This is a genomic window from Sunxiuqinia elliptica (assembly GCF_900113005.1).
In the GTDB taxonomy this organism is placed as follows: Bacteria; Bacteroidota; Bacteroidia; order Bacteroidales; family Prolixibacteraceae; genus Sunxiuqinia; species Sunxiuqinia elliptica.
This window is the reverse complement of record NZ_FONW01000008.1, coordinates 129,919-156,045: the sequence shown is the minus strand read 5'-3', so window position 1 is coordinate 156,045 and position 26,127 is coordinate 129,919. Positions and strand designations below refer to the sequence as shown.

Annotated in this window: 22 protein-coding genes and 3 tRNA genes; 16 read left to right on the top strand and 9 right to left on the bottom strand. The window is 41.7% G+C overall.

The features are described from left to right. Positions 1 to 34 precede the first annotated feature (34 nt). From BM156_RS14690 to BM156_RS14680, 3 genes are all read left to right on the top strand, one after another. Positions 35 to 108 (top strand) — tRNA-Asp (locus BM156_RS14690). A gap of 74 nt (positions 109 to 182) precedes the next feature. Then, positions 183 to 256 (top strand) — tRNA-Asp (locus BM156_RS14685). 176 nt (positions 257 to 432) lie between these two features. Then, positions 433 to 506 (top strand) — tRNA-Asp (locus BM156_RS14680). Positions 507 to 590: 84 nt separating this feature from the next. Here BM156_RS14680 and BM156_RS14675 read toward each other — a convergent pair. Continuing rightward, the gene (locus tag BM156_RS14675; RefSeq protein ID WP_212733522.1) at positions 591 to 1,424 is read right to left on the bottom strand and encodes an FRG domain-containing protein; all 834 of its coding nucleotides are present in this window, start codon (positions 1,422 to 1,424) and stop codon (positions 591 to 593) included. A gap of 204 nt (positions 1,425 to 1,628) precedes the next feature. Here BM156_RS14675 and BM156_RS14670 point away from each other — a divergent pair, with 204 nt between their 5' ends. From BM156_RS14670 to BM156_RS14630, 9 genes are all read left to right on the top strand, one after another. Further along, positions 1,629 to 2,885, top strand: a complete 1,257-nt coding sequence (locus BM156_RS14670; protein ID WP_139218296.1) for a hypothetical protein — start codon at positions 1,629 to 1,631, stop codon at positions 2,883 to 2,885. Between the two features lie 84 nt (positions 2,886 to 2,969). Beyond that, entirely contained in the window at positions 2,970 to 3,833 is an 864-nt protein-coding gene (gene lipA, locus BM156_RS14665) for a lipoyl synthase (protein WP_093920646.1), read from the top strand. An 11-nt stretch (positions 3,834 to 3,844) separates the two neighbouring features. Further along, the gene (locus tag BM156_RS14660; protein ID WP_093920645.1) at positions 3,845 to 4,495 is read left to right on the top strand and encodes a ferredoxin--NADP reductase; all 651 of its coding nucleotides are present in this window, start codon (positions 3,845 to 3,847) and stop codon (positions 4,493 to 4,495) included. A gap of 112 nt (positions 4,496 to 4,607) precedes the next feature. Then, positions 4,608 to 5,273: a B3/B4 domain-containing protein gene (locus BM156_RS14655; RefSeq protein WP_093920644.1), complete on the top strand. Its 666-nt coding sequence runs from the start codon at positions 4,608 to 4,610 to the stop codon at positions 5,271 to 5,273. 1 nt (position 5,274) lies between these two features. After that, a complete protein-coding gene (locus BM156_RS14650; RefSeq protein WP_093920643.1) occupies positions 5,275 to 5,826 on the top strand; it encodes a 1-acyl-sn-glycerol-3-phosphate acyltransferase in 552 nt (183 codons plus the stop codon). A 144-nt stretch (positions 5,827 to 5,970) separates the two neighbouring features. After that, positions 5,971 to 6,756, top strand: a complete 786-nt coding sequence (locus tag BM156_RS14645) for an amidohydrolase (protein WP_093920642.1) — start codon at positions 5,971 to 5,973, stop codon at positions 6,754 to 6,756. Positions 6,757 to 7,188: 432 nt separating this feature from the next. Continuing rightward, entirely contained in the window at positions 7,189 to 7,584 is a 396-nt protein-coding gene (locus BM156_RS14640) for a BlaI/MecI/CopY family transcriptional regulator (RefSeq protein ID WP_093920641.1), read from the top strand. Positions 7,585 to 7,648: 64 nt separating this feature from the next. Next, on the top strand, positions 7,649 to 9,145 hold the full coding sequence (locus BM156_RS14635) for a M56 family metallopeptidase (protein WP_093920640.1): 1,497 nt from the start codon (positions 7,649 to 7,651) through the stop codon (positions 9,143 to 9,145). A 55-nt stretch (positions 9,146 to 9,200) separates the two neighbouring features. Then, on the top strand, positions 9,201 to 10,439 hold the full coding sequence (locus tag BM156_RS14630) for a tetratricopeptide repeat protein (protein WP_093920639.1): 1,239 nt from the start codon (positions 9,201 to 9,203) through the stop codon (positions 10,437 to 10,439). Between the two features lie 102 nt (positions 10,440 to 10,541). Here the strand turns inward: BM156_RS14630 and BM156_RS14625 are convergent, their stop codons facing one another. The 8 genes from BM156_RS14625 to BM156_RS14590 all read right to left on the bottom strand — a co-directional run bounded on the left by BM156_RS14625 (position 10,542) and on the right by BM156_RS14590 (position 21,921). Continuing rightward, positions 10,542 to 10,940: a hypothetical protein gene (locus tag BM156_RS14625; protein ID WP_093920638.1), complete on the bottom strand. Its 399-nt coding sequence runs from the start codon at positions 10,938 to 10,940 to the stop codon at positions 10,542 to 10,544. Positions 10,941 to 11,103: 163 nt separating this feature from the next. Then, the gene (locus BM156_RS14620; protein ID WP_093920637.1) at positions 11,104 to 11,937 is read right to left on the bottom strand and encodes an endonuclease/exonuclease/phosphatase family protein; all 834 of its coding nucleotides are present in this window, start codon (positions 11,935 to 11,937) and stop codon (positions 11,104 to 11,106) included. 226 nt (positions 11,938 to 12,163) lie between these two features. After that, positions 12,164 to 13,774 (bottom strand): hypothetical protein, encoded by a 1,611-nt coding sequence (locus BM156_RS14615; protein ID WP_093920636.1) that lies wholly within the window; start codon positions 13,772 to 13,774, stop codon positions 12,164 to 12,166. A 16-nt stretch (positions 13,775 to 13,790) separates the two neighbouring features. Further along, positions 13,791 to 14,660, bottom strand: coding sequence for an endonuclease/exonuclease/phosphatase family protein (locus tag BM156_RS14610; RefSeq protein ID WP_170846968.1), 870 nt, complete (start codon positions 14,658 to 14,660; stop codon positions 13,791 to 13,793). A 96-nt stretch (positions 14,661 to 14,756) separates the two neighbouring features. Continuing rightward, positions 14,757 to 16,514 carry a RagB/SusD family nutrient uptake outer membrane protein gene (locus BM156_RS14605; protein ID WP_093920634.1) on the bottom strand — a complete coding sequence of 586 codons (1,758 nt, stop codon included), beginning with the start codon at positions 16,512 to 16,514 and terminating at the stop codon, positions 14,757 to 14,759. Positions 16,515 to 16,526: 12 nt separating this feature from the next. Further along, the gene (locus BM156_RS14600; protein WP_093920633.1) at positions 16,527 to 20,051 is read right to left on the bottom strand and encodes a TonB-dependent receptor; all 3,525 of its coding nucleotides are present in this window, start codon (positions 20,049 to 20,051) and stop codon (positions 16,527 to 16,529) included. Between the two features lie 147 nt (positions 20,052 to 20,198). Then, on the bottom strand, positions 20,199 to 21,188 hold the full coding sequence (locus BM156_RS14595; protein WP_093920632.1) for a FecR family protein: 990 nt from the start codon (positions 21,186 to 21,188) through the stop codon (positions 20,199 to 20,201). A 76-nt stretch (positions 21,189 to 21,264) separates the two neighbouring features. Next, positions 21,265 to 21,921 carry an RNA polymerase sigma-70 factor gene (locus BM156_RS14590; RefSeq protein WP_093920631.1) on the bottom strand — a complete coding sequence of 219 codons (657 nt, stop codon included), beginning with the start codon at positions 21,919 to 21,921 and terminating at the stop codon, positions 21,265 to 21,267. 376 nt (positions 21,922 to 22,297) lie between these two features. Between BM156_RS14590 and BM156_RS14585 the strand changes: the two genes are divergently transcribed. The 4 genes from BM156_RS14585 to BM156_RS14570 all read left to right on the top strand — a co-directional run bounded on the left by BM156_RS14585 (position 22,298) and on the right by BM156_RS14570 (position 26,026). Next, entirely contained in the window at positions 22,298 to 22,708 is a 411-nt protein-coding gene (locus tag BM156_RS14585; RefSeq protein ID WP_093920630.1) for a Fur family transcriptional regulator, read from the top strand. A 160-nt stretch (positions 22,709 to 22,868) separates the two neighbouring features. Continuing rightward, a complete protein-coding gene (locus BM156_RS14580) occupies positions 22,869 to 23,777 on the top strand; it encodes a cation diffusion facilitator family transporter (RefSeq protein WP_093920629.1) in 909 nt (302 codons plus the stop codon). 173 nt (positions 23,778 to 23,950) lie between these two features. Then, positions 23,951 to 24,745, top strand: a complete 795-nt coding sequence (locus BM156_RS14575; protein WP_093920628.1) for a patatin-like phospholipase family protein — start codon at positions 23,951 to 23,953, stop codon at positions 24,743 to 24,745. Positions 24,746 to 25,012: 267 nt separating this feature from the next. Then, a complete protein-coding gene (locus BM156_RS14570; RefSeq protein WP_139218294.1) occupies positions 25,013 to 26,026 on the top strand; it encodes an META domain-containing protein in 1,014 nt (337 codons plus the stop codon). Positions 26,027 to 26,127 lie beyond the last annotated feature (101 nt).

The window sequence follows — 26,127 nt, the reverse complement described above, 5'->3', positions numbered from 1 at the left end:
AAAATAGCATTTCACGAGGGTTCTAGAGAAGAATGGTGGCGTAGTTCAGTTGGTTAGAATGCCGGCCTGTCACGCCGGAGGTCGCGAGTTCGAGTCTCGTCGTCACCGCTCAGAAGAAGTTCTAAAAGTAATTAAAAAGTTGTTCTTTTATCAAGAAACTTGATGCTTGATAATCGAAAAAAGGTGGCGTAGTTCAGTTGGTTAGAATGCCGGCCTGTCACGCCGGAGGTCGCGAGTTCGAGTCTCGTCGTCACCGCAAGCAAAAAGCTGTTTCTAATGGAGCGGCTTTTTTGTTTTTATGGAGGAGGTAACTCCATAAAAAGATTGAAAAAAATAGGAGATCGTTACTTTTCCTATTGCAGAGAAAAAAAGAAAGTATATATTTGCAGAGCCTTTTGAAAGCAGCGTTTCACAAGGGTTCTAAAGAAATTTGGTGGCGTAGTTCAGTTGGTTAGAATGCCGGCCTGTCACGCCGGAGGTCGCGAGTTCGAGTCTCGTCGTCACCGCAAACAAAAAGCTGTTCCTGATGGAGCAGCTTTTTTGTTTTTAGATGTTTTCTTTAACTATTTTTTAGTGCTGTAACAGCTTGCTTAAAGATCGTCTTCGGTGCCGTTGTTTACAGGTTTGTAGTGCCTTTTTAGCCAACGAGCCAATCCATCAAGTCCAGGGAAAAGCACTCGTTCGGTAATATTCGCTTGATCCAGCTTATCACGCACTTCCCATTTCAATTCTTTCGGTATGATGATTCGTCGATACAATTCCGGATGGTTGACCAACCAGTCGTCCATGATGCTGGTGGATTGAGTCATGACTGAAAAGAAAGCATACTGGTTGACAATACGTTCATCGAGCGATGGTGGCTCAAAAAAGATAAGTTGGTTTTTGTCCAGTTTCTTATCGAAATCATTCAAGGACACAATACTTTCTTCCAGCATCTCAACAGTAAAGGCATTGCACTTTTCTTCGCAAAGCAGGTGGTTAAGCGGCTCCGAAACAAGTTTGTTAACTTTCACAAAGTCCACTTTCCAGATCACGCCATCCAAATCAAACTTCTCGGTGTTGGCCGTGGCAAAATGCATAGCGATAAACGGGGAGTAGGTCCAATCCAAAAGTCGGGTAGGGAGGCCGTGGTGCTGCGCCATAACCAGCGAACGCCAAAATGAAGCACTGAGCTGAGCATCTTTGGAAATGCTGTATTTTCGGAAGTTTCGCAGCAAGTGGTATTCCAATTCAGGACGCATGTCGCAATTCCTCAGGAAACTGTTTTTAAGTTCATAACTGGCATCTGACAATCCCCTGAAAGCATAGTCCGATCGGTAGCGACTTAAATGGGGTTTCCACGATTCATGGTAAACTTCTTCGCACAATTCTTCCCAACTGTGTACGATATGGTCGTTTTGATAGCGTTCATTTCTTGTCATCATTCTCAAAGTTGACGAAAAAAAAGGAATTCTGTTTGAATTCAACGTTATATTTTTTTGTCTTCACTTTTAAAAGGCAGTATATGAAAAACGAACGATGAATTGCTGGTTTTTGGTTGGCTCTTTCTGACTAAAATTCTAAATTAGTCGATCAATTTTTAATATATAATCATGATTCGGGTGCTTACTATTAGTGTGTTGTTTTTTTTGAACAGTTGGATAGCACCGATTTTTGCTCAATCAAGCACCGATTATGATGAAATTCTGAGTCTCCCATTACATTATTCTGAAGTCAATCCGGAAAGCCCAGTGGGGATTTTTTCGCTGGATTTGCCTTTCTTCTTTCCGGCTCAGAATTCGATTAAGCACCGATTCTCGGCGGCTTTCACCATGGCCAATACCTGGCATCCGCGAGCTCGCTTTTTGTATCCGCAAAACTTAACAGCTGAACAGCGAATGGAGTTAAAGGATATTTACATGGCGTGGCGTCCGGAGTATTTTGAGGTGATGGATATTGCAACCAAGGACAAGCTATTTCAGTCGGATGGCGTTTTACAGCATTTAAAATTGACTTACTTAACGGGCTGGAAAGAAAAAAATAACTTGATTATCAATTTGAATTTGCACCAGCTTTCAGGGGGGCAATCGCTGCACAATTTTTTAGTTAGCGACAGTTTTATCGAGGCTTTCCACTCAAATTTTGCAATTGAAGACAACTTTGGAAGACGACTGTTTCCTTTTAATAAGGCCTCTATTCAATTTGATGATGAAGATGGAAATTCATTCCGAAAAGAAAAGGGAGATATTTTCACCAGTGTTATTGATGCACATTATTATCGGCAGCTGATCGACCATAAAAATTCAAAATGGCACTTTGAGTCTCAGTTGGGAGGACACCTTTCTATTCCATTAAACAACTTTCATCCTTATTTAATTCCTGGCGTTTCATTGGGACTGCGCACAGACTTACGGTTGGGAGCAAAAAGTTCACTGACCTATGCTTTGGATGGCGCAATTACCGATCAGACTTTTGCTCGCTTGGGAACAGGCATCAAGGCCATTGATTGGCAATACCGAAAGCATGCAAAGAGTTATTTGGCGTTGAATTTGATATCGGCTAAAAAGAATGTTTTTGTTTTGGGCTTACTTGTAAATTACCAGGATCCGCTGATGAATGGGTATTATTTTACCTGGGATCAAACCGGTTACCATGAGCTTGGTGTTGAGTTTCTGCAGGAAGGTGATTACTGGGAAGGTGAACCAATTTCGAAGGAATTTTACTTGGCTAAACTAACCCCGGCTTCGGTGTATTACTTTTCAGTAAAGACTTATTTTGTTATGGGTTTCCATAAAAACGGCCATCAATTCAACATTACCTGTGGTGAGGATCTGTTCTCGGTCAATAATGCGCCCGACATCCAATTCAGCTTTCAATACAGCTTTTCTCCCTTTGGTAAAAAATAATACTTGAACTCCGTCTTATCGCTTGCAAAATCTTTTGTGAACAAGCCAAGGCTTTTCATGTTTATAGGACAAAACAAGTTTGAGATGACAGATATCAAGGAGAAAAGAGAACGGCTGCCAAGATGGATGAAATCGCCGTTGCCTAGTGGCGAGAACTACTCAAAAGTGAAACGATTAATAGCTGAACACAAGCTAAACACTATATGTACCAGCGGTAACTGTCCGAATAAAGGGGAGTGTTGGAATGCCGGAACGGCCAGTTTTATGATTTTGGGAGATAAATGTACTCGAAATTGTCGTTTTTGCTACGTTAAGAATCTAATCCCGGATCCGGTGGATTGGGAGGAACCCCAACGTTTGGCTGAGACAATTAAAACGCTGGAGCTGAAACACTGTGTTATTACTTCGGTGGATCGCGATGATTTGCCTGACGGCGGAGCTAAGTTTTGGGCAACAACCATTCGGGCCATAAAAGAAATGAGCCCGGAGACCACCATTGAAACGCTGATTCCCGATTTTCATGCTAAAAAGGAGTTGGTGCAAGAGGTGATTGATGCCAAGCCAGAGGTTATCTCGCACAACCTGGAAACGGTGAAACGATTAACTCCGAAGATTCGAAGCACGGCTCGCTATGATCGGAGTTTAAAAGTGATTTCGTATATCGCTGAAGCTGGTTTGGTTGCGAAATCTGGAATTATGCTTGGTTTGGGAGAAACCCCTGAGGAAGTACTGGAGGCGATGGATGATTTGAAAGAGGCAGGATGTAAAGTGCTTACATTGGGACAATACCTGCAACCTTCCCCCAACCTAATGAAGGTAGTAGAATACATTACGCCCGAGCAATTTGAAATTTATAGAAAAGAAGCTTATAAACGAGGTTTTCGATATGTGGAGAGCAGCCCGTTGGTTCGTTCTTCGTATCACGCAGAGAGGCATGTGAATGCCTGAAATTGAAGTTTATGGAAAAAAGACGACACCAAGTTCTGGAAGTTGAAGCACTGACTCCAGAAACTTTTGTGATTCACCTGGATCGCCAGGATTTTAGTTTTCAGTCCGGCCAATATGCCATTTTGAGAAACCCTGAAACTGGGGAGGGCCGGGAGTATTCAATCTATAGTGCAGTCAATGATGACCGTCTGTCATTTCTAGTTCGCGAAATTGAAGACGGCGAGTTTTCAAGATACCTGAAGCATTTAACGCCGGGAAGTCCGATTGAGCTTGATGGCCCGCGTGGCTTTTTCATTTTGGATGAACAGTCACTGAACGGTAAACCTTTGTTGTTTGTGGCTACAGGAACCGGAATCAGTCCGTTCCATTCGTTTGTGCTTAGCCATCCCGGTTTGAACTATCAGGTTTTGCATGGCGTTCATTTTGCAGATGAAGCATACGGACAACCAGTGTTTGACGCTAGTCGTTTTTGTTTGTGCACCTCACGCGAAGAAGAAGGCAATTATTTTGGACGCGTTAGCTATTACCTGAAGGAACATACAATTGCTACCGAAACGATTTGCTATTTGTGTGGCAACTCGGATATGATTGAGGAGGTGACGGGGATTCTTGAAAACCAGGGGATTGCTCCTGAGAATATTCGGACCGAAGTATTCTTTTAATCGACAGCAACTGTTTTACAAAAATCTATTGGTATAGTTTTTAGGCGATTTGGAGCCGAACTGACCGCGATTTGTTATTTTTGTAGTTCTTGAACCCAATCGAGAAATAATCATGATTAGCATAACGATTGATGACGAACTGAAAAGAGCTTGTCCCAATATTCAGTTGGCTTGTATTCTTGCTGATGTTTCCATTCAGCCTAAAAATGAATTGCTGTGGAAGTTGATCGATCAAACTTGTGATTCGATTGCTACCGAATTGCAAACGGATAAGATCCGTCACATCGCACCCATTGCTGCGGCACGAGAGGCCTATAAGGCCTGCGGAAAAGATCCGGCACGTTATCGTTTATCTGCCGAAGCACTTTTGCGTCGAGTTGTGTCGGGCAAAGGACTCTACACGATTAATAATGTTGTGGATCTGCTGAATTTGGTTTCAATAAAAACCGGATTTTCAATTGGTGGTTACGATGCCGATCAACTGAGCCTGCCCATTCAAATGGGAATTGGAAAGGCTAACGAACCTTATGAGGGCTTGGGGCGTGGTGAACTGAATATTGAAGGAATGCCTGTTTTTCGAGATCAGCAAGGGGCTTTCGGAACGTCAACGTCGGATTCAGTTCGAACAGGCGTGACCGACCAGACTGTTCGTTTTTTGATGGTTATTGTGGCTTATCAGGCAGATCAATCGCTGGATGAAGCTTCTCGTTTGGCGGTGGAGTTGTTAACGAACTTTGCCGAAGCTCAGAACATTAAAACCAGTCGGATAGATTTTTAGCATGAAACATCTTTGTCGATTTTTAATGAAGTTGTGGGGCTGGAAAGCAGTCAATGGTGTAATGCCCCATAAGAAGGCTATTATTATTGGAGTCCCTCACACCAGTGCCTGGGATTTTGTTATTTCATATTTGTACTATACTTCAGTAGGAGGTGTGGCCAATGTCATGATCAAGAAGGAGTTCTTTTTCTGGCCTTTGGGCTTTTTCCTCAAAAAGATGGGAGCTATCCCGATTGACCGATCGCGGGGGGCCTCGGTGGTTAAGCAAATTATTCATGAAATGAATAACCGCGAGCTTGTACACTTGGCGATTACACCGGAGGGTACACGCCAGCTAAATAAGCGATGGAAAGCAGGCTTTCATACGATTGCGCGGGAAACCGGAGCGACTGTTTACTTGGGCTTTTTCGATTTTGGGCGCAAGGAAATTGGTTGGATTGAAACGCTGGAACTTACCGATGATCCGAAAGAGGATCTGAAGCGAATGAAAGCCTACTATCGTAAGCGAGGGGTGGTCGGAAAATATCCGGAGTTGTTTTCTGCTGAGGACTAAAAAAGAGAACGCTCTTGATGAATGCAGATGTGTACGTTTGCCACAAGTCCTTGAACGGCTTTATCATGTTTGATTATTCTGAAATGGGTGAACTGTTTTTGTAGAAGAACGTAAGTATTGACTGAAGCATAACTTATTATTGAAATGTCTGAAAGCTACTTGAATATAACGTTGGTGCAGTGCAATTTAACCTGGGAGCAGCCGGATAAAAATCGCCAGCATTTGAGTGATCTGATCAGGCAGCTTCCCGCTGAGACTGATTTGGTGGTTTTCCCAGAAATGTTTGCCACTGGTTTTAGCATGCATGTGGAGCATTGGGCAGAGCCGATGGACGGTGAAACAGTTAGCTGGATGAAGCAGCAGGCTGACGAGTATCAGGCCTGTATAGCAGGAAGCTTAATGATTCGGGAGGGTGAAAGCTTTTTTAATCGGTTTGTTTTTGTGCACCCTGATGGGAGGCTCGATTATTACGACAAACGCCACTTATTTTCGATGGGAGAGGAGCACGCCCATTTCAAGCCGGGACAACAGCGAAAAATCATCCAGATTAAGTCATTTCGGATTCTTCCTTTGGTTTGTTATGATATGCGTTTCCCGGTGTTTAGCCGTAACCGTCAGGATTACGATTTGCTTATTAATATCGCTAATTGGCCAGCTACACGCCGCGAAGTTTGGCAGACGCTTTTAAAAGCTCGTGCCATTGAAAATCAGGCTTACGTTGCGGGAGTGAACCGGATTGGTACTGATGATAATGGAATAAAATACCTCGGCGATACCTCCCTGATCGATCCCAAAGGAAAAACGATAAAGGTGGCTAGCGAAGGGAAGGAAGAGTGCGTCTCTTTTCGTTTGGCGAAAGGCCCGTTGGATCGTTTTAGAAAAAGCTTTCCTGTTTTACCTGATGCGGATGATTTTGATTTGGAGCTTTAGTCCTCACTTCTTTTCGTAATCCCCTTTTTTTGACTACTTATTCTTGCCTTAAAGAAAATCAAAAGAATAGTCAATTTTATCTAATTGATTATAAGTGGTATAATTTTTGATTTGAAGTAATAACTAATCCTTTAGTTTGAAAACTAATTTTTTAGTTATATGTTTGTTTCGTATCAATAACCATTAAAAATTAGACTTATGAGAACAAGGATCAATTTTTTGTTGCTCACCTTTCTAATTCCTTTTGTGCTAAACGCCGAAGGAACTCGGTTTGGTGAGAGGAGGAGAGGTGTTTACACAGTTTTTACTCCTTCCATTATCGAGGGATGACTATTTTTTTTGAGTTTAATAACTAATAGTTTAGTTTAAAAACTATGAAATTAGTTATATTTGGCTTGATATTTGTTAGCTGATAATCTAAAAATTAGACGAATGAAGGAATTGACGAAAGCGGAAGAACAGGTGATGCAGTTGCTTTGGAAAAAGGAAAAAGCCTTTGTAAAAGAACTAATCGAAATGATGCCCGAGCCCAAGCCGGCATACAATACGGTTTCTACCATTGTTCGAATTTTGGAGAAAAAAGGTTTTGTAGCCTATGAAGCTTTTGGAAAAACGCATCGTTACTTTCCGCTAATTAGTAAGAAGGAATATACCCGGCGGTATATGAAATCTTTTATGAAAGGCTATTTCAGCAATTCGTTTAAAGAGATGGTTTCGTTTTTTGCCCGCGAGGACAAGATGAGCATTGCCGATCTGGAGGAACTTTTGAAAGAAGTTGGTGAAGATTTAGAAAACAATCAAAGTAAGGATGATGAAACGAGCAGGTAGATTATCCTGTGCATAGGAAGATGACTATACGCGAGTTCCATAAAAACTAAATAATTATAAACGAATGAATAGTTTCGTAAATTATATTCTTGAATCGGGCGTAAGTTTAGGTGTACTTGCCTTGGTTTATTTTGTGTTTCTACGGAATCAGACTTTCTTCAAAGCCAATCGGTGGTTTCTGCTCTTTGCCATTGTTTTTTCAAGTGTTTTACCGCTGTTGCAGTTCAATGTTTGGGAAAGCCAAAGAGGTACTGCTCTTGCTTTAGAGGGCACTTCGCAGGTGTTGGAGACAATAACCGTAACCAGCACTGGTGTTTCCAATTCGCTGATTCGTTGGTTAACCAGCAGTGAGGCATTAATAACATTTTATTTTATTGTAGGAGCTAGTTTGTTAATGCTTACGCTGTGGCGTATTTCATTGTTAGTTCGATTGATTTTTCGACATCAGCAAGAGTACAAAGACGGAATCAATTTTGTCTATCTGAATGATAACTCAAGCCCATATTCATTCCTGAACTACTTGTTTTTGGGCAAGTATTTGAAAAGCACTTCCGGGTGGGAAAAAATGCTGGCTCACGAAAGCGAGCATATTCGCCAAAAACATACGGTGGATATCTTAATACTGGAGTTCCTGGCTATTGTTCAGTGGTTCAATCCATTCTTCTGGTTACTGCGAAGGGTGATTAAGGAGAATCACGAATACATGGCCGATCAGGCAGTATTAAATAAAGGGGTGGCTGTCCAACAATACAAGGAAGTTTTGGTCACCCAGTTTATTGGTTCACAGTTTTCAGTGGCCAATAATTTCAACTCTTCTTTAATTAAATCAAGACTAAAAATGATGACTAAAATAAAATCTTCAAAAAAATCGAATTTCCGTTATTTAATCGGAATATTGGCTGTTGCTGCTTTGCTCGTTGTGTTTGCTTGCGAGAAGAAAGAGTCTTCTGCTGAAGCTTTCAAAGAGGAAACAGAATTGAAATCAGCACCAATGGGTGATCAGCTAATCCTGATTGACGGGGAAGTATCGGATATTGAGACAATGAATAAAATTGTCCCAGCAGAAATTGAAACCATTGAGGTGTTAAAAGGAGCCGATAATCCTTTCATTGAAAGCCATGGTGAAAAAGCTAAAAATGGCGTAATCAATATTACGATGAAATCAGGAGCGATAGATGCTCAAAATACGGATACAGAGGGCATTGTTGTTACAGGGCTTGGTGTTTCATCGTCAGAATCGTCTGATCCTGTTCATACTCTTGTTGATGAAATGCCTGAATTTCCGGGAGGAGACTTGGCTTTGCGTAAGTTTATTGCACGGAGCATTAAGTATCCTGTTTCAGCTCAGGAAAATCGAATTCAGGGTAAAGTGTATGTCACTTTTGTTGTTGAAAAAGATGGTTCAGTTGGACGCACTAAAATAGCAAGAGGTGTCGATACGGCCTTGGATTATGAGGCTTTACGCGTGATGAATCAATTACCTAAATGGACTCCGGGGAAACAGGACGGCAAACCGGTTGCTGTTTCGTATACGGTGCCCATCAGCTTTGTATTGCAATAACCAAAGTCAGAGGCTCTGGTAAAGCTGGGGCCTCTGTCTAGATAAACGATAAGCCATGTTCAGAAAACTAACTACGATCCTGTTGGGAATTATGCCTCTTTTGGGCTTCTCGCAGGAAATCGACCTACTTCTTCTTAATCAAAAGTATGAGCAAGCCATTGAGTTGATCAATCAAAAAGTTCAGACAGAACCTTCCGCCGAATTATATTTTAAGCGAAGTATGGCTTATCGGCAATTGGTTAATTATCCAGCTGCTATTGAGAATTTAAATGCGGCCTTGTCGGTGGATCCAACCAATATTACCTACCTCACCAACCGGGCAGATCTTTACCAAAGTATTGGCAGTAGCCAGAAGGCGGTTGCTGATTTCAGCCGGGCTTTATCGCTAAAGCCCAATGATCTGCTGTTGCAGTATGAATTGGGAAAAGCCTATTTGTGGGTGAATGATTACAGCAAAGCCTATAAGGAGTTCGAGAAGCTGCAGGCGGCTGATTCAACCAATCTCATGTTTAATAAATACAGTGCCTTGGCTGCTTTTAAAGCAGGGAAATACAAGACTGCCATGGCTTGGTATGAAAAATACTTGCTTCAAAATCCAAATGATTTAAGTGCTTACATGAACTTGAGTACGAGTTATGAAAAAAGTAGAAGGCTCGATAAATGTTTGGAAACACTTCGAATTGCTCATAATCGTTTCCCCGATAATCGGGCTGCGCACTTAACTTATGCGAATACGGCTTTTGTTGGTAAAAACTACGAACTGGCGCAAAAGATTTACGATGCTTTTTTGCTAAAGTATGATACCACCTTCCCAACTTTGTTAAACCAGGGAATTTGCATGTATCACAACAAGCACACTGAAGTGGCTTTAGAAGTTTTGGAGCTATGTTATAGTGGTAATCCCAATGATGTTTACGTCAATTTCTACCTGGGCGTATGTCATAAACGGTTAAAACACCAAGAGCTAGCTGCCCGTTACCTCGATTTTGCAATCCATATTTCTATTCCTGAATTTCATCCTGAAATGTATCATCATTTAGCACAGGTTTATGGTGCATTACGAGAGTTCGAAAAATCAATTGCGGCTTATAAAAAGGCTTATGAACTAGATTCGCGTAAGGTTGAAGTGTTGTTTGAAATTGCAACGACCTATGAGGAATATAATTTCAACAAAACTCTGGCTTTAAATTACTATCAGAATTATTTGAAAGAAGCAGGAGAACGAGCCGAAAATGCCAACTATGCTTTGGATCGAGTTAAACTGCTGAAAGAAGATCTGTTCTTTGATGAGTAGCTTTACAAGCCAATATCAGCACGAGCGAAGCGAAGTGATCTTTTAGAAGTCGATTGCTTCGCTGCGTTTGCAATAACTGCAACCAGGAACTTGAAATTTATTTTATCGAGCTTCGGCCAGAAGTTGGATTGCTTCTTGTTTTAGAACAGAAGGAAGTTGAATTTTGCGCCGTTCAATGCTGAGTAACCATTTTCTGATTTCTTCACTATCCAGCGTATAGAGAACATCCCGGAATTCTTCAATTTGATCATCTTGGTAATCGTCGGATGAGACGCCTTGGAAACGATCTAACTCTTCATCTTCGAAATAAACGATCTCTTCAGGATTGCTGAGCATTTCTTCAAATTCGCAAATCTCATGGGCTCCACAGCAGTCCAAGGCAATATTGGGACCTTCTTCTTCGGCCGACTCAACATTCTTTTTTCCAAAACGATTCGATAACCAGGTTCCGGCAATGACCAGAATGAACAGGGTAACTATAATTCCAACTAAAACTTGCATAATTTAGATAGCTAAATACATCGATATAAATAAGCTATTAAAAGAGGGTTAACCATTAACCCTCTTGTGATTTCTTATTTAGCTTGCAAAGTTAGCAGGAAAAAAGAATTTTGGCACGCCTCCGTTCTCGAATTAACGATTTATTTGCATGCCGATTTTATGCTTAGTTCGCTACTTGCAACTCAACAATGAATGGTAGGTGGTCGGATGCTTTTTGGGCTAACTCATCTTCAATTACTTCTTCGGTTTTTAGCTGAAATGCTTTTTCCGGGGCGTATAAAATGTGATCAATCTTCCGATTGGGGTTGATTGTAGGAATGGTTGGCGCAAATTCTTTACTGGCATCGGTAAACACCTGGCGCAGCATTTTCATAGGCTTAGAATCTGTTCTTGCATTGAAATCACCGCCAATAATAATTGGCGCATCCAGTTGTTCTGCCAGCTGAATGGTGGACTCAGCTTGAAGCAGGCGGTTTTCTTCATGAACAACATCCCAGTGCGTACAGGCAAAATAAATTGATTTCTGGTTGGGCAGTTTAACACTGACAACCCCTAAAACGCGATCTTCAACATCCTTGTCTTCATATTCGGGCAAGGCTATTCTTTGTGGGCTGCTAATGGGGAAGCGAGATAAAATACCAACGCCATAAGCTCCTCCCTGAAAAGGAATGGCGCTAAAATAATGATAGTTCATATCCAACTTTTGAGCCAGGCTTTCCAACTGAAATACATTCAATGAGCGTTTAGCAACGCTATCCAATTCCTGAACGGCAACCAAATCAGCTTTTGATTCGCGGATAACCTGGGCGATGGCGTCCAAGTCAATGACGTCATCTTCTTCAGGAGGATTGGCATGATGGACATTATAAGTCATCACTCGGATTGATTCTGGAGTATTTTTAGAAGTTGAATTGGAGGAGTTGGCTTTTTGTCCGCATGAGCTGAAGCCCAATTGGAAAATCATAAGCAGGCTAAAAAGATAAATACTGTTTTTCATTCGTTTATATTTTATAAGACATTAGATATCAGATAACAAATTTTTAGATAGTCAGATATTCAAGACAGTGGTCTCGAATTTTAAGTTTCCAATTTAATCTTAAAAAGAACCAAATTCTGATTAATTGATAAAAAACTTAAAGTGGTTACTTTACGGTAAAAATAAGCTTTATAAAAAAGTTTCCCCTCCTTTGGCAATAATTTTAGGAGAGGAAACTGGTTAAATGCTATCGGTAAGGTTTAATGGATACCGGATTGTACTCGGTTCGGTAGTCGGGCTGTGGATACTTGATATCAAATTTCACACGACCAATTCCGTCGGTTAAACTGACCTCTTTGACATAGATTAAAGCAAATTGCTCATTGTTTGCTTTGCCGTCCTGGTAGCTTCCCCAACCAATGATTAAGCCCTTGTTGGCTTCCAAATCACTACTGGTACGCCGGTTGGTACCTGCCACATTGTAGTTCTCACCGCCATCAGCATTGGATGCGATCACTTTATCCTGAATGAAGTTTTCCAAATCTTCATCAAAGGCCAGGCTTGAAAATGATTCAGGCGTAATACTTCCCCGGTTACTGGTAACAACGGAGTAAGTGGCTTGAGTGAAGCCTTCGAGGTAAGGACTGATGAGTGGCAAATAGGAACCTGCTTCGTATACCGTTGCAGATAAGAAGCGTAGGGCAGAGCCACGAACGACCAATGCTACATCCATCATTTCCTGATGCTGTGCTGCAGAGGACTGGTCAAAGACATGAGGTGCTTGGTAAGCTGCAAACCAGTTGGGCTTTCCAGCTCCGATTTCAGTTGTTAATTCAACATCTTTCAAGTAAACCAACGGCAGATTGACTCGTTGAATGGCCAATTCCAACTCCAGCTTGTTGCTATTGGCGTTTTCTCCGGAAAAACGTACTGCTTGCATTCCTGTTTCGCCTTCAATGCTAATTTCAAAAGGAAATTCGTCAATTGGTGTCCCAAGCGGAATAGCTGTTTCTTCGCCATAGCTGCCGTCTTGTTTAATGGCATAAGAAAATGAAACAAGGTCGGAGCCAGAAGCGATTGTTCCTTTCAGGCTATTGGTTTGTCCGGCATACAAATTGCTAATTTCTGTAATTCCGTTCTCCATGGTAATGGCTACTGCATCATCAACAACAGCACCAATTCGGAAGGTATCAACCACTGACCCTTCATAAACATTTTCGGCTTTGATGATGATTTCTTGCAAGCCTTTTACAACTTTTACTTGTGCAGAAAAGCTAATGCTCTCGCCATTTGAAAAATCGATGGCTTGCTCCGAAGAAGATTCATTGTTGACAATCGTGGCGTAGCTAATCTTCTTAACTTCATGTTCCGAGGAGATGGTTCCACTAATATTAAGCAGTTTATTTTCGAATACTGTTTCGCGGTAGTCTACATTGTCGGTAAATGAAAGCGATGGGAGCTCGCGAATGTTCTCGAATGGAATATGGATCTCTGAGCTTTTGTTGTAGCTGTCAAAGGCAACAAGAACCATCTCCAGTGTTTTTGGAACAGCTTCAAAGGAAATTTCCTTTTGAATGCTTGTCGGTTGTGCCGGATCATCAAAATGTACGGCATCGCTTGTTTCGGTTCCGTTAGCGGTTTCTGTGATAAAGAAGTAGGAGAGGCGTTTTATGCCATTTTCTGATTTGACATTGACGGGAATGCTAACTGTTTCTCCAACATTCAGGCCATCAAAGGCCAGGTATTCTTCTTGAACCTGAATGTCTGGTCCAATTTCAGATCGAATGTCGTCCTCTTCGCACCCAAGGGCTAAAACAAGGAGTGCCAGAAAAATTGAATATAATGTATTTCGTTTCATTTAAATCAACTTTAAGTTATCGGTTAAATTTGAACGTTGCCATCACCGGAAAGTGATCAGAAGCATAATTTTCCTGAACAATCTGGTGGTTGCTTACTTCAAATGCTGCTTGAGGCCTATAGGCCAGGTAATCGATGGTAATTTTGGGATCGTTGGTGCTGAAGGTTGCTGGACAATCAGTTCCCGGACATGTGCGTGTAAATGTCTGATCAAAGATTGAAAAGAAGGCATCTGTATCCGGACGTTCGTTTAAGTCGCCACCAAGGATCACCGGAACTTGCGTTGTTCCCAGTTGTTGTACTAGCTCCCGAACTTGTTCGATGCGGTTATTGGCGCTTTTGGCTTCCAAGTGCGTACAGGCTACCATGACCGAATCAACGCCAGGAAGGTCAACAATAGCAGTTCCCAGAACTCGTTGTTCCGTGCCCGATTGTTTGGGGAGCATGTACTTTTGAGAGTCCTTTAACGGATACTTACTTAAAACAGCCACTCCGTAGTACCCTTTCATGTATAGGATAGCAGAGAAGAAGCGATAGTTCATTTGGGTTAATTTCCCTAGCTCTTTACTTTGGTTGCCAGTAAAACCATTCCTTCCGGTGTTTTTATCGACTTCCTGAAGCAATACAATATCCGGATCAGCTTCATTGATGGCATTTGCAATGGCATCAAGGTCGGCTATTCCCGGTTGGGAAGGCGGGTTGCAAGCGTGGATGTTATAAGTCATCACCTTCAGGCTTTCAAGTTTATCTTGACTATCGTTGTCCAATCCGTAGGTGTTTTCTTCTTTATTGGTTAAATCCTGGGCGTGATCCGGAATCGAAGGTGCTTCGTCGTTACACGCCTGTAGAGCAATTAACGCAAGAAAAGAGATTAATAAATTTTTCATGTGTTCTTTCATTTTTTCAATTGCTGGTTGATTTTCTATTTCTAAGTGATAGAACTTGGATTTTAAATCCCTTAGTTCCATCACCCTTTTACCAGCTTATTTGCCCCAACCGGGGTTTTGTGTTAAGTTTGGATTCAGTGTCAAGTCTTCGATTGGAAGCGGCCAGAAATAGTCTTTCTCCTCATCGAAAACCTTATTTACTCCCTTGTTTGGAAGCACATAGCCTTTGCCATTTCCTGAAAGATCTGATAGCGGAAGTTGGAAAGCTCCTGTTGAGGGAGGTTTTTCTCCCATGTAGATTTCAACATCGATTTTGCCATCACGATCAAGATCATATTTCCCAGGTCCTGGGAAATACATTCCTTGAAATGGGAGTGCAACCAAGTGGCCTTCTTTCCAACGCATCAAGTCATCCCAGCGGAAGTTAAGCTCCATGACCAATTCAATCTGTCTTTCTCTTCTGATTTCAAGAATGACTCCTTTGTTGGTGGCTGAAACATTTTTATACATGTTTTCCAGGAAAGGATCTGGATTGGCATTGGCATCAACTAACACCAAATGCGGCATGCCTACGCGGTCCCGAAGCTGATTGATTGACAAGTCAAGATCTGCCTGTGTCAATGTTCCTAGTTCTGCTTTTGCTTCAGCGAAATTCACTAAAACTTCGGCATAGCGGAAAAGAGGAAGATCCTGAGCCGATTGGCTGCTGAGGTCCATACTTGGATCATTCAAGTACTTGATGGGCTGGTAGCCGGTCGTGGTATTCTCGAAGTTTGGAGACACCGGTTGACTGGAATTAATTCTGGTGTACCCTGGAGTAACAATGGTTTGTGACAAACGTGGGTCGCGGTTCTGAATTTCATCAAAGAACTGAAGGGTATCATAACCGGCGACGTCCGTAAAACGTGAGCCATCACTCATCAGGTAGCTGTTTACCAGGTTTTTCTCCAAACCCGGCTTGCCATAGGTTCTCGATGTCAGATAAAATTGAACATTGTGTTTTAGTCCAAGGTCAGCATCATATCGACGTGTGAGAATGATTTCATCCATTACATCATCCGACTTCAAGTGGCTAAAAACATCTAAATAAGGTTTCCCGGTTGGTCCTGAAGTTTTATTGTAAATGGAGTACTGACCACTGTTTATCAGTTCCTGGGCTGCTTCTGCAGCTTCTGTTAAGAATTTATCGGCATCGGCCACATTAAACTCCGGATGGTATTTCCGGAACGTTCCTTCGTACAAACAGATTCTGGATTTGAGTGCTAATGCAGTCCATTTACTAACCCGTTCAAGACTTTTGGTGTCATCCAGGTGAGCAATTGCAAAGTTCAAATCAGTTAAAACGGAATCCATTACCAAGCTTCTTGGATCACGCGCTTTTTGTAAGAGTTCATCATCATTCGATTCAATCACTTGATTGTACCAAGGGACATCGCCGTAGTACCTGACTTTTTCGAAATAGAAGAAAGCTCTAAAAAAGCGGGATAATCCCAAATAGTGATTCTTTACTTCTTCATTCGGAAAATTGAGGACATTCTCATTGGTTAGAAAGAAGTTGATATGCCGTAATCCTGACCATCCCCATTTGGAGTCGGTTGTTGGCACCAAACGTGTTCCCTGAATTTCGCGGGGCAATGAGCTTTTGACAATGTTATCGGTTGATTCGCCATAAATCTCAGAACCTTCTTGAAGTAGTGAATAGTAGCTGTTGGTATAGGTTTTCAAATCGTTTTCAGATGAAAAGACCGTTTGCGGAGAGAGTTCATCGGTTGGATAACGCTCCAGAAAGCTGTCGTTGCAACTTGAAATAATCAATGCTGCAAGTAGTAACAGGATCGTATTCTTATTTTTCATGTGTCAAATTTTTTAGAATGTAATGTCGAAACCAAATGAATATGTTTTGCTGAACGGATAAACCCGGCCATTTTTATCAGCCATGGCCTGTTCCGGATCAATGTAATCGCTTTCAAGCTTGGTCCAGGTGAAAAGGTTTTCTCCGGTTGCAAAAACTCTCAGACGCTCGATTTTCAAGCGTTTTGTCAACGACTTTGGCAGGCTATAGCCGATCGTCATGCTTTTCAAACGCAGGTAAGCTAAGTCTTGCAAATAGCGGTTATTGGTCGCGCGTAATTCATTGTTTCCATTAAGAGCAATGTAGGCTAAGAGGTTTGGAAAATAAGCATTGGGATTATCCTCACTCCAAACTTTTGATGGAAAATCATTTGGAATAAAAGAGTAATAAGGTCTTGAATAGGGACCCCAAAAGCGGTCAGCATTATTTCCCGGGTACCAATCTCTTTTTCCTACTCCCTGGAAGAAGACAGAAAAGTCAAAGTTATTCCAGTTTGCATTGGCACTCATACCGTACGAGTAGCGAGGAGTACTGTTTCCAATAACCCGTTGATCGCCTGGATTTTCGACGGTATTTTCTCCGGAGTCGATGATGTTGTCTCCATTTAAATCAACCCAGCGCAAATCTCCTGCCCGTAGCGGAATGTTGTATTCATTGCGGATTTTGTTGAGCCATTCTTGGTTGACTGGGTAGGTTTTAGCTTCAGCATCTGTTTGGAAAAAGCCATCGGTAACATACCCCCAGATTTCACCCAAGCGTTTTCCTTCGTAATCGGAGTAAACCAGCTTGGTTGGGTTGTTGATTTTGGTAATGTAAGCATAGTTGTCACTCAGGATAAAACGGGTTGAGTACCGGAAAGGCTTATTGGCCAAGTTGAAATCATCCCGCCACTCAATAGATAATTCAAAGCCTTTGGTGCGCAGGCTAGCGATGTTTTCACGCGGTTGGCTGGCCCCAAATACATTTGGAATTTTTTCACCTTGATTGAGCATGCCCGATGTATTTCTGACGTAACGGTCAAAACTGGTATTTAACCGGTTGTTGAAAAGAGAAAGGTCAATTCCAAGGTTGAATGAAGTGACCTCTTCCCAGGTTAGGTTCCCCGCCACCGGAGCTGGGCTGTTCATGTATTGTGCTCGATCCCCGTCAAATATGTAGGACATGGTTCCAGGGTCTAAAGTAGAAATGTACGGGTAGGGAGTATTTACTGTTTGATTCCCTAAGCTACCGTAAGATGCCCGAAGTTTCAGGTTGCTAATGGTGTGCTGAATGGGCGAGAAGAATCCTTCTTCGCTAACACGCCAGGCTGCTGATACGGAAGGGAAGAAACCGAAACGATCTCCTTTGGGGAAACGGGAAGTTCCATCGTAGCGACCATTGGTCTCTAGCAGATACTTTCCTTTGTAATCGTAATTCAGACGATAGAAAACACCTCGTAAAGCATAAGCACTCGATCCTCCTCCAACATAGGGATCACCAGTTGCCAGGTTCAGGTCATTCAGTGTTTCTGACAGTAAATCATAGCGCCCGGCACTGATCTTTTTTGCTTGATGCAATTCCTGGTTAAAACCGATCAACCCTTTCAGGTTATGATGATCTGCCAAGGTTTTAGTATAGTCAGCATACACGTTTACCACATGCACCTGGTTGAATTGTTGAGACTCGCTCAAGCGGTCAACGCTGTATTTGGTGGCAACCGATACTTCGCCAGGATAAAGCGAGTAAGTGGCTGGCACCTGACGGTAGAATGTCGGATCGGTGTATAAACTGTACGAATAGTTGGCCACAATTTTCATATCCTTAATCGGAGTAATGATGGCCTCTGAAGTCGATGTCAGTTCATACTTTTGCTTGGCCCCTTTGGTATTGCCGCTAAGCAACATGGCAAAAATACCATCTCCAATGTCGTAGCGATTCAGCCCACTGACATAGGTGGCTGTTCCATCGGGGTTCATTGGCGCATAGGCCGGCGATGCGTGAACGTTGATATGAACGAAGTTTGAGTTTCCTCCACCAGAACGACCGTAGTAATCATAGTTTGAGTTGTAAAAGTTGGTGTTGTTCGAAACGCTCAACCAAGGATACAACTCAGCAGTTACTTTTGATCGCAAGGAATATGCTTTGTACTTGTCGGTTGCAACACGCATAATGCCATCCTGCATTTTCATGTTTCCGTTCAACATGAAGGTGATTTTGTCGGTGCCACGGGTAATGTTAATGTTGTGGCTTTGAGATGGCTGCCATTTGTTGAACATGAATTTCCACCAGTCAAAGTTTCCGTAGTAAACGTATTGGTCACGTCCATTTCGGTTTTGGATGGTGATCCAGGGGCGATCAGGATGTTCTGTTTTGTCGTTTCTCCGTTCGTAAAGTGCTTGGTAATCTTCTTCGGTATAACCTGAGTAACCACCAACATGAGCCAAAGCATCGTCGTTTAGTTTCATCCAATCGTAGCCAGTTGTCAGAAAGTCGGTGCTTACTGTTGGTGTAGAGAAACCAAATGAGTTGTTGTAGCGGATGCTGGTTTTACCCGATTTGCCACTTTTGGTGGTGATCAGCACAACCCCGTATGCTCCTCGCGCTCCGTAAATAGCGGCCGATGCAGCATCTTTCAGCACGGTAATGCTTTGCACTTCTTCGGGGGAAAGTCGGTCCAGTGTTCCCGGAATCCCATCAATCAACACCAGCGGAGAGCCTCCGTTAAGTGAAGTTGTTCCCCGAATGTTTAGGGAACCCATTTGTCCGGGAGCTCCTCCGGCAAACGAAATATTCAGGTTAGGAATCGTTCCTTGAATAGCTGAAGAAATTGTAGTTACTGGCCGGTCTTCCAATTCTTCGGCATTAATCTGATTAATGGCTCCACTCAGGTTGACTTTTTTCATGGTTCCGTAACCTACGGCAACGACCTCCTCAATGCCAATAGCATCTTCGCTCATGGTGATATTGATGATGCTTTTTCCGGTAATTGCAACTTCCTGAAGTCGCATTCCTACAAACGAAAATTGCAAGATCGTTTCCGGGTTTAGGTCTGTTAATTTGAAGTTGCCTTCAAAATCCGTTACGGTTCCGTTGGTGGTTCCTTTGATGATTACGGTAACTCCCGGCAGGGGAGCTCCTGAGGAATCAGTTACCTTTCCTGTAACATCCTTTTTCCCGATTTGAAAATCTGCGTCCAGCTGTGTTTCAGGAGTGATAACAATGTATTTGTCAACAATTTTATAGCTCAGTCCTGTGTTGTCCAGTATTTGAGATAGAATATTGTCAATAGTTGCATTTTGAAAGTCGATATCTACTTTTTCAATTTCTTCAATTTCATTGTTTTTGAAAAAGAAGTAGAATTCACTTTGTTGCTCGATCTCATACAGTACATCGACGATAGGAGCATCTTGCATTTTTAAGTTTAGGCGCTGTGCCTGGGAATAGCTTTCTGCGCTCACAGCCATGAATCCCAGCAGCATGAAAAAGACAGTTAGTTTCATTACTCTAAATAATTCTTGGTATCCAACATCATGAATACCATTCATTAAGCATTTTTTCATAAATTTGAATTTTGGTTGATAATAATAACCTTGATTAAAGGGGTTGTTAATCAGTCCCAGCGACGGCTTGCAATCTGATCGCTGGAACCAAAATTTTAATCGGTATTAGTTGGCGCTAATACCGATTTTTCTAATTCAGGGGTTTTATCATAGGCTCTTCTTTTTTGACAGTTCAATTTTATTTTTGCCGGTCGGATTTTCAACTACTTCGTAAGTGATATCTCCTGAGAATTGGAGAAACTGAAGTATTTGTTCGATCGGGGTCTGTTTCAAAACGGTAATGGTAAATTCATCCTTTTTAATAGCTTGATCTTTAAATACGAACTGAACATTGTACCAGCGTTCAAGCTTGGGGATAATTGTTTCAAGTGGTTCTTTGCTAAAACTCAGAACGCCTTCTTTCCAGGAAGAATAGGCTTGCGTGTTGACTGGACTTGTGCTTAACTCGTGGGTTTGGGTATCAAGCAGTGCAAGTTCTCCCGGCTTAATTTCAGTCAATTTCTCTTGATCCTGACTTTGAATTTCAACACGTCCTTCAATCAAAACGGTTTTTACAAAACGATTCTCCGGATAAGCTTCCAGGTTGAAGCTGGTTCCCAAAACCTTGACATGCATGGTTTGAGTGCTCACGACAAAGGGGCGATTTTGTTTGTTTACTTCAAAAAAAGCTTCACCAGTTAAATGCACGCTACGCTGGCTTTTGTCAAAGTTTGCCGGATAGCTAATGGTGGACTCTGAGTTGAGCCAAACTTTTGTTCCATCTGATAGTTTTAGTTCGCAAATTTGTCCCGATGGAGCGGTGAGTTCATTCATGGCAACTTCGCCAATATCCTTGTTATTTAAGTTATACTGAATGAACCAGCTGGATGCAAAGGCCAGCAAAAAGACGGCTGCATATTTAAGGAGATGCAGTATGCGTGTTTTGTTTTGCTGCGGGAGTTGCTTTTGGAATTGGAGGTATTCCAGCTCTACATCCGTTTTTCCTTGCGGTTTTCGGCTTAAAGCATGAATGTTTTTTAGCTCTGAAAAAGTTTGCTTGTTTTCCTTACTGTCATTGATCCAACTAACGATTTCTTCCCGTTCTTTTGGATTGGTAAGGTTGCCTGTAATGTATTTAATTAATTTTTCCTGATTCATTTTGTTTCCTTCCTAAACCTAAAACAAGCTTAAGTGCTTTTACCCTAGTTCAGAAAATGAAAATTTTTCAATTTTTTTAATGAACGAGCGTTGGGCGTTGTTTCTGGGTATGTTTTGATCCGTATCGATTAAGGCCTGAAAGCAGAAACAGAATGAGTTTGGAAGGAAAATGTGGTTTTAGTTGCACTTTAATGTGTTTGAGAGCTTTGGTAATATGCCCTTCAACGGCTTTAACTGATATTCCTAATTGCTCTGCAATTTCTCGGTTTTTTAAGCCTTCAAAGCGACTCAGTTCAAATACCTCGCGGCATTTTTCGGGAAGTTGAAGCACGGCTTCATTCAGGGCATTTAATAGCTCGGAATACGAAAATTCATCAAAGTTAAGTTGAAGCAGGGCTTCGTAGTTAAGCAGCAGTTCGTTGTATTTGTCGCGGGTATGTTTTTCGTAATTAGCCCGTACTTGCTGCTTCTTGAGGTAATTTAAGCAGGTATTTCTGGTAGCTTGGTATAAGTAGGACTTGATGTTGACATCGGTAGGAATGCTTGTTTTTTTGCTCCATAAATTGGTGAAAACCTCCTGTACGATATCCTTGGCTATTTGCTGGTCCAGGACATAGGCTTTAGCAAATAACTCCAATGATTCAAAATAGGTTATAAAAATAGCTCGAAAGGTTGATTCTTGTCCAACCTTTAATAACTGAACCTGCTCTTTATTTCCGCTTCTCTCACTCACTTTTAGCTACACTAGAAAGGATATTGCATTCCTTTTAGTTGGCGAAACAACATTGTTAGCACCATTTTGTAAAATGCAATGTATCCCCTGTTTGGATTGTAAAACTAAAAATAATCTTTACTGGTTTGACCTGATGAGGGCAATATAAAATTGATTTAACGAACTTAGCTTCATCGTTTCCTATAATTTAACACCAATATAATGCAGTGTTTTCATTCGTTAATCCCTTTTTTTACGGCGGATTGATGATATTTAACAGAGTCGTTAGAGGAAGTTGTTTGGCCTGAGTTTGTTGAGGCGCTTTTGATTTGTTCAAGCATGAACAAGGGGCAAGATCGCTTGCGCTAGCATTTGATTTTTTATATAACTTGCGTTTATGAAGGAAAAAATCGATAGGAAACTGGAAGCAAAAAGCATTAAGCCAACTGCGATGCGGCAACTGATTCTGGAGTATTTGATGGAATCAAGGAATGCTGTCAGCCTGGCTGATTTGGAAGACAAGTTTGATTATGCCGACCGATCAACGCTTTTTCGCACCCTGAAAACATTTGAAAAGCATAAGCTGATTCATTGCATTGAGGATGGAACTGGTTCGCAAAAGTATGCTGTCTGTCTGGATGCTTGCGAAGTGGATCACGAAGATTTCCATGTCCATTTTCTGTGCGAAAAGTGTCATCAAACGTATTGTCTGTACGATGTTGAAGTTCCTGCAATCAAACTTCCCAGTGGCTTTACGCCAGAGGCTATAAACTTAATTGTAAAAGGTGTTTGTCATGCTTGTCGTTAACCAGAGTCGGTTGATACTTTTAACATCAATCGCATACCAACTTTCTCTTTGATAACCAGTTTTTTTCGCATCTTGCTTAAAGGAATTGTAGTCACCTTTGCAACCGGGTTGCACCGCGAGACGGCTATTTTTGTGGTATAAATATTTAAAAATAGTTGCAATGGGACACGGTCACACACACAATCATAATCACAACCATGGCGTTGATGTATCAGGATATCATAAATCGTTTGCAATTGGAATTGGCTTAAACATCACGTTTATTGCTGTTGAGCTTTTCTACGGCTTTCTGGCAAACTCGTCGGCGCTAATTGCTGATGCAGGCCATAATACAGGCGATGTGTTGGGCTTGGTATTTGCCTGGATTGCCATTTGGCTGGCAGGCCAATCACCCAAAGGTCGGTATAGCTATGGGTATAAAAAGAGCACCATTCTGATTTCTGTACTGAATGCTATCATTCTGTTTGTTGCGGTTGGCTTTATTCTTTGGGATGCCATCGGCAAGTTTGTAAATCCGGCGCCTGTAGGTGGAACGCAGGTGATGATTGTTGCAAGTATTGGCGTTGTTATCAATACGCTGACTGCACTGATGTTTGTCAAAGGACAAAAGAATGATTTGAATATTAAGGGAGCTTTCCTGCACATGGCAGCAGATGCGGCTGTTTCTTTAGGTGTTGTTATTGCTGGTTTACTGATTCGTTCTACTGGCGCCAACTGGCTTGATCCGGTCATGAGCATCCTGATTGCTTTGATCATCATTGGTGGAACCTGGCGTTTGTTTGTCGATTCAGTCAATCTTGCGCTGGATGCTACGCCTGAGGGAATTCAGCTTGATGAAGTCAGTCAAACGCTGCTGGCTCATGAGGATGTTGTGGAGGTGCATGATTTGCACATTTGGGCGATGAGTACCTCTGAAAATGCTATGTCGGCCCACATTACTGTTGAGGCTCAGAGCTCTCCCAAGTTGTTGGGGGAAATCAGGGGTTTGTTGGCCGAGAAGTTTCATTTGTCGCATACAACGATTCAGCTTGAAACTAAAGAGGTTCAGTTGCAGTGCCAATCGTGTTGAAAATCATGATGAAATGTAAGGTTGACAATAACGAACCAGGTAGTTTGCTTTGAATTAGTTAAATATTGTCTACTAGCCTGAATATCCGAAAACCGAATGAGCTATTGTTAAAAAAGTTATTTTTAAATTTCGTTTTAGAGATTAATGATCATCAGTTTTAACACAAGAAAAGAATGAATAGAAAGCAGGACAGCAAAATAGGTTTAGCACTGGGCGGAGGCGGAGCGAAAGGCTTTGCTCATATTGGCGTATTAAAGGCCATTGATGAAGCAGGTATCGGTGTCGATAAACTTGCCGGAACAAGTATGGGGGCAATTATTGGCGTTTTGTATTGCGCAGGATTTGGAGCGGATGAAATTGTAGCCATGCTTCATAAAGAGAAAATTTGGACTTGGTTTAAAATTGATTTCCGAAATGGAGGTTTAGTCAACCTGAATGGGGTAAAGAAACGGCTGGAAAAGTACATCCAGCACGATCGGTTTGACTTGCTTCAAAAGCGTTTTTTTGTAACGGCCACCAACTTAAATACCGGGAGAGTGAAAGTGACGGGAGAAGGGGATCAACTGATCGATTGGGTCATTGCCAGTGCAAGCATTCCTGTTGCATTTGCCCCAGTTCATCTGAATGGTTCTGTCTTTGTTGATGGAGGCTTGTTTATGAACTTACCGGTTGAGGCCTTAAACTTCGATTGCGATGTGGTTATTGGTTCGAATGTGATTGGCGACCAGAAAGTTGATTCGATTCATGGTTCCAGAGATATTGCGGAGCGGGTAATTGATTTGTGCGCCATTCAAAATCAACGAAACAGTAAGGTCTATTGCGATTTGTGCATAGAGCCCCTTGAGTTGGAACAATATTCAATTTGGGACTTTGACAAGTTTGAGGAAATCGTAGCTATTGGCTATCAAGCAGCAAAAAAAGACCTTGATCTTTTCTTTCAGCGTAACCCTTCTTTAAATGATGAGTAAGAATTACTGATATTCGCACTCATTTTTTGAATTATCTTTTCAGCTTATCCCGTTCTCTATAAGGATTTAAGAGCTTAGAGTGATTCTTTTTATTTAGGTTGAAGTTAATTGTAAGCAACCTTTTCCTTTAGATTTGCATCTAGGATATTGTTTAGTTTAATAGATTCAGAAAATGAGGAGTGCTAAAACACCGATTGAAGTTTTTTGGATGATAAGTTTCGATTGGGTGTTTTAGTGCTTGTTTTAATTAATTAAGGATAAAAGGTTATGATGAAAGGTATTTTTAGCTTATTACTAGTTGCTACGCTGTTTTCGTGCAGCACACAGAAGAATGTCTACTGGGTGAATAGTAGTAAGGTTGATTGCGTGGGCGTTGGCCCAATGTCATGCATGCAAGTACAGAAAGGAAACACTATAGAGGAAGCGCAATGGCAGAATTTTTATTCATCGATTGATGGTTTTGACTATGAACCGGGCTACATCTATAAATTGCAGGTAAAGGAAAAGCGTCTTCCTAAAGATGAGGTGCCAGCTGATGCTTCGTCAATAAAATACACGCTTGTTAAAGTGTTGGACAAGCAAATGGACAATAGAGCTTTTGCAAATGGGAAATGGTTGTTGGCTCGCATTAATGGAGGTCCAATCAACCGTTCAATCGTCCTTCCTACTTTGGAAATTGATTTAGACAACAATCGCATCTTTGGTTCCGGGGGATGCAATACTTATTCAGGTCCCATTCTGGAATTGTCGCAAGAGGTGATTGAATTGGGAAATGTTGTTAGTACGCGTAAAGCATGTATTAACCGGAATATTGAGGCAACGTACTTAAAGACCTTGAGCCAGGTAAAGAGCTATAAAGCCGATCAGACTGAATTTGTTCTCCTGGATGAAAATGGGGAAGAAGTATTGGTTTTTATCAGACAACAGGAAAAAGAACAGGCTAATTTGAGGTTGAATGACATCTGGGCGTTGGAAACCATCGATGGTAAATCAGTAATTGATCTGGAAAATCGTCCGGTTCTTGAAATTAACCTCACCGAAATGCGAGCTATGGGAACCGATGGCTGCAATAATTTCATGGGCGGAATCAAAAAAGTGGATGGCAAGAATCTGGAATTTGGCGTTTTAGCCGGAACCCGAAAGATGTGTCAAAACATGGCTATTCCTGATCAATTTGGGAAAAGCATGCTGCAGGTAAAAGGATATCAGCTTGTTGGTTTGAATTTAATTTTGACAGACGAAGCGGGAAATCAATTGATGAAATTTAAGAAGGTTGACTAGCGTCAAGAAAAATAACTACGAAGGAACTGAAAACAGTGCTCTCATCATTAATAATAACAGAAGTCCTATCTGCTTAGCGGGTAGGACTTCTTATTTTTATG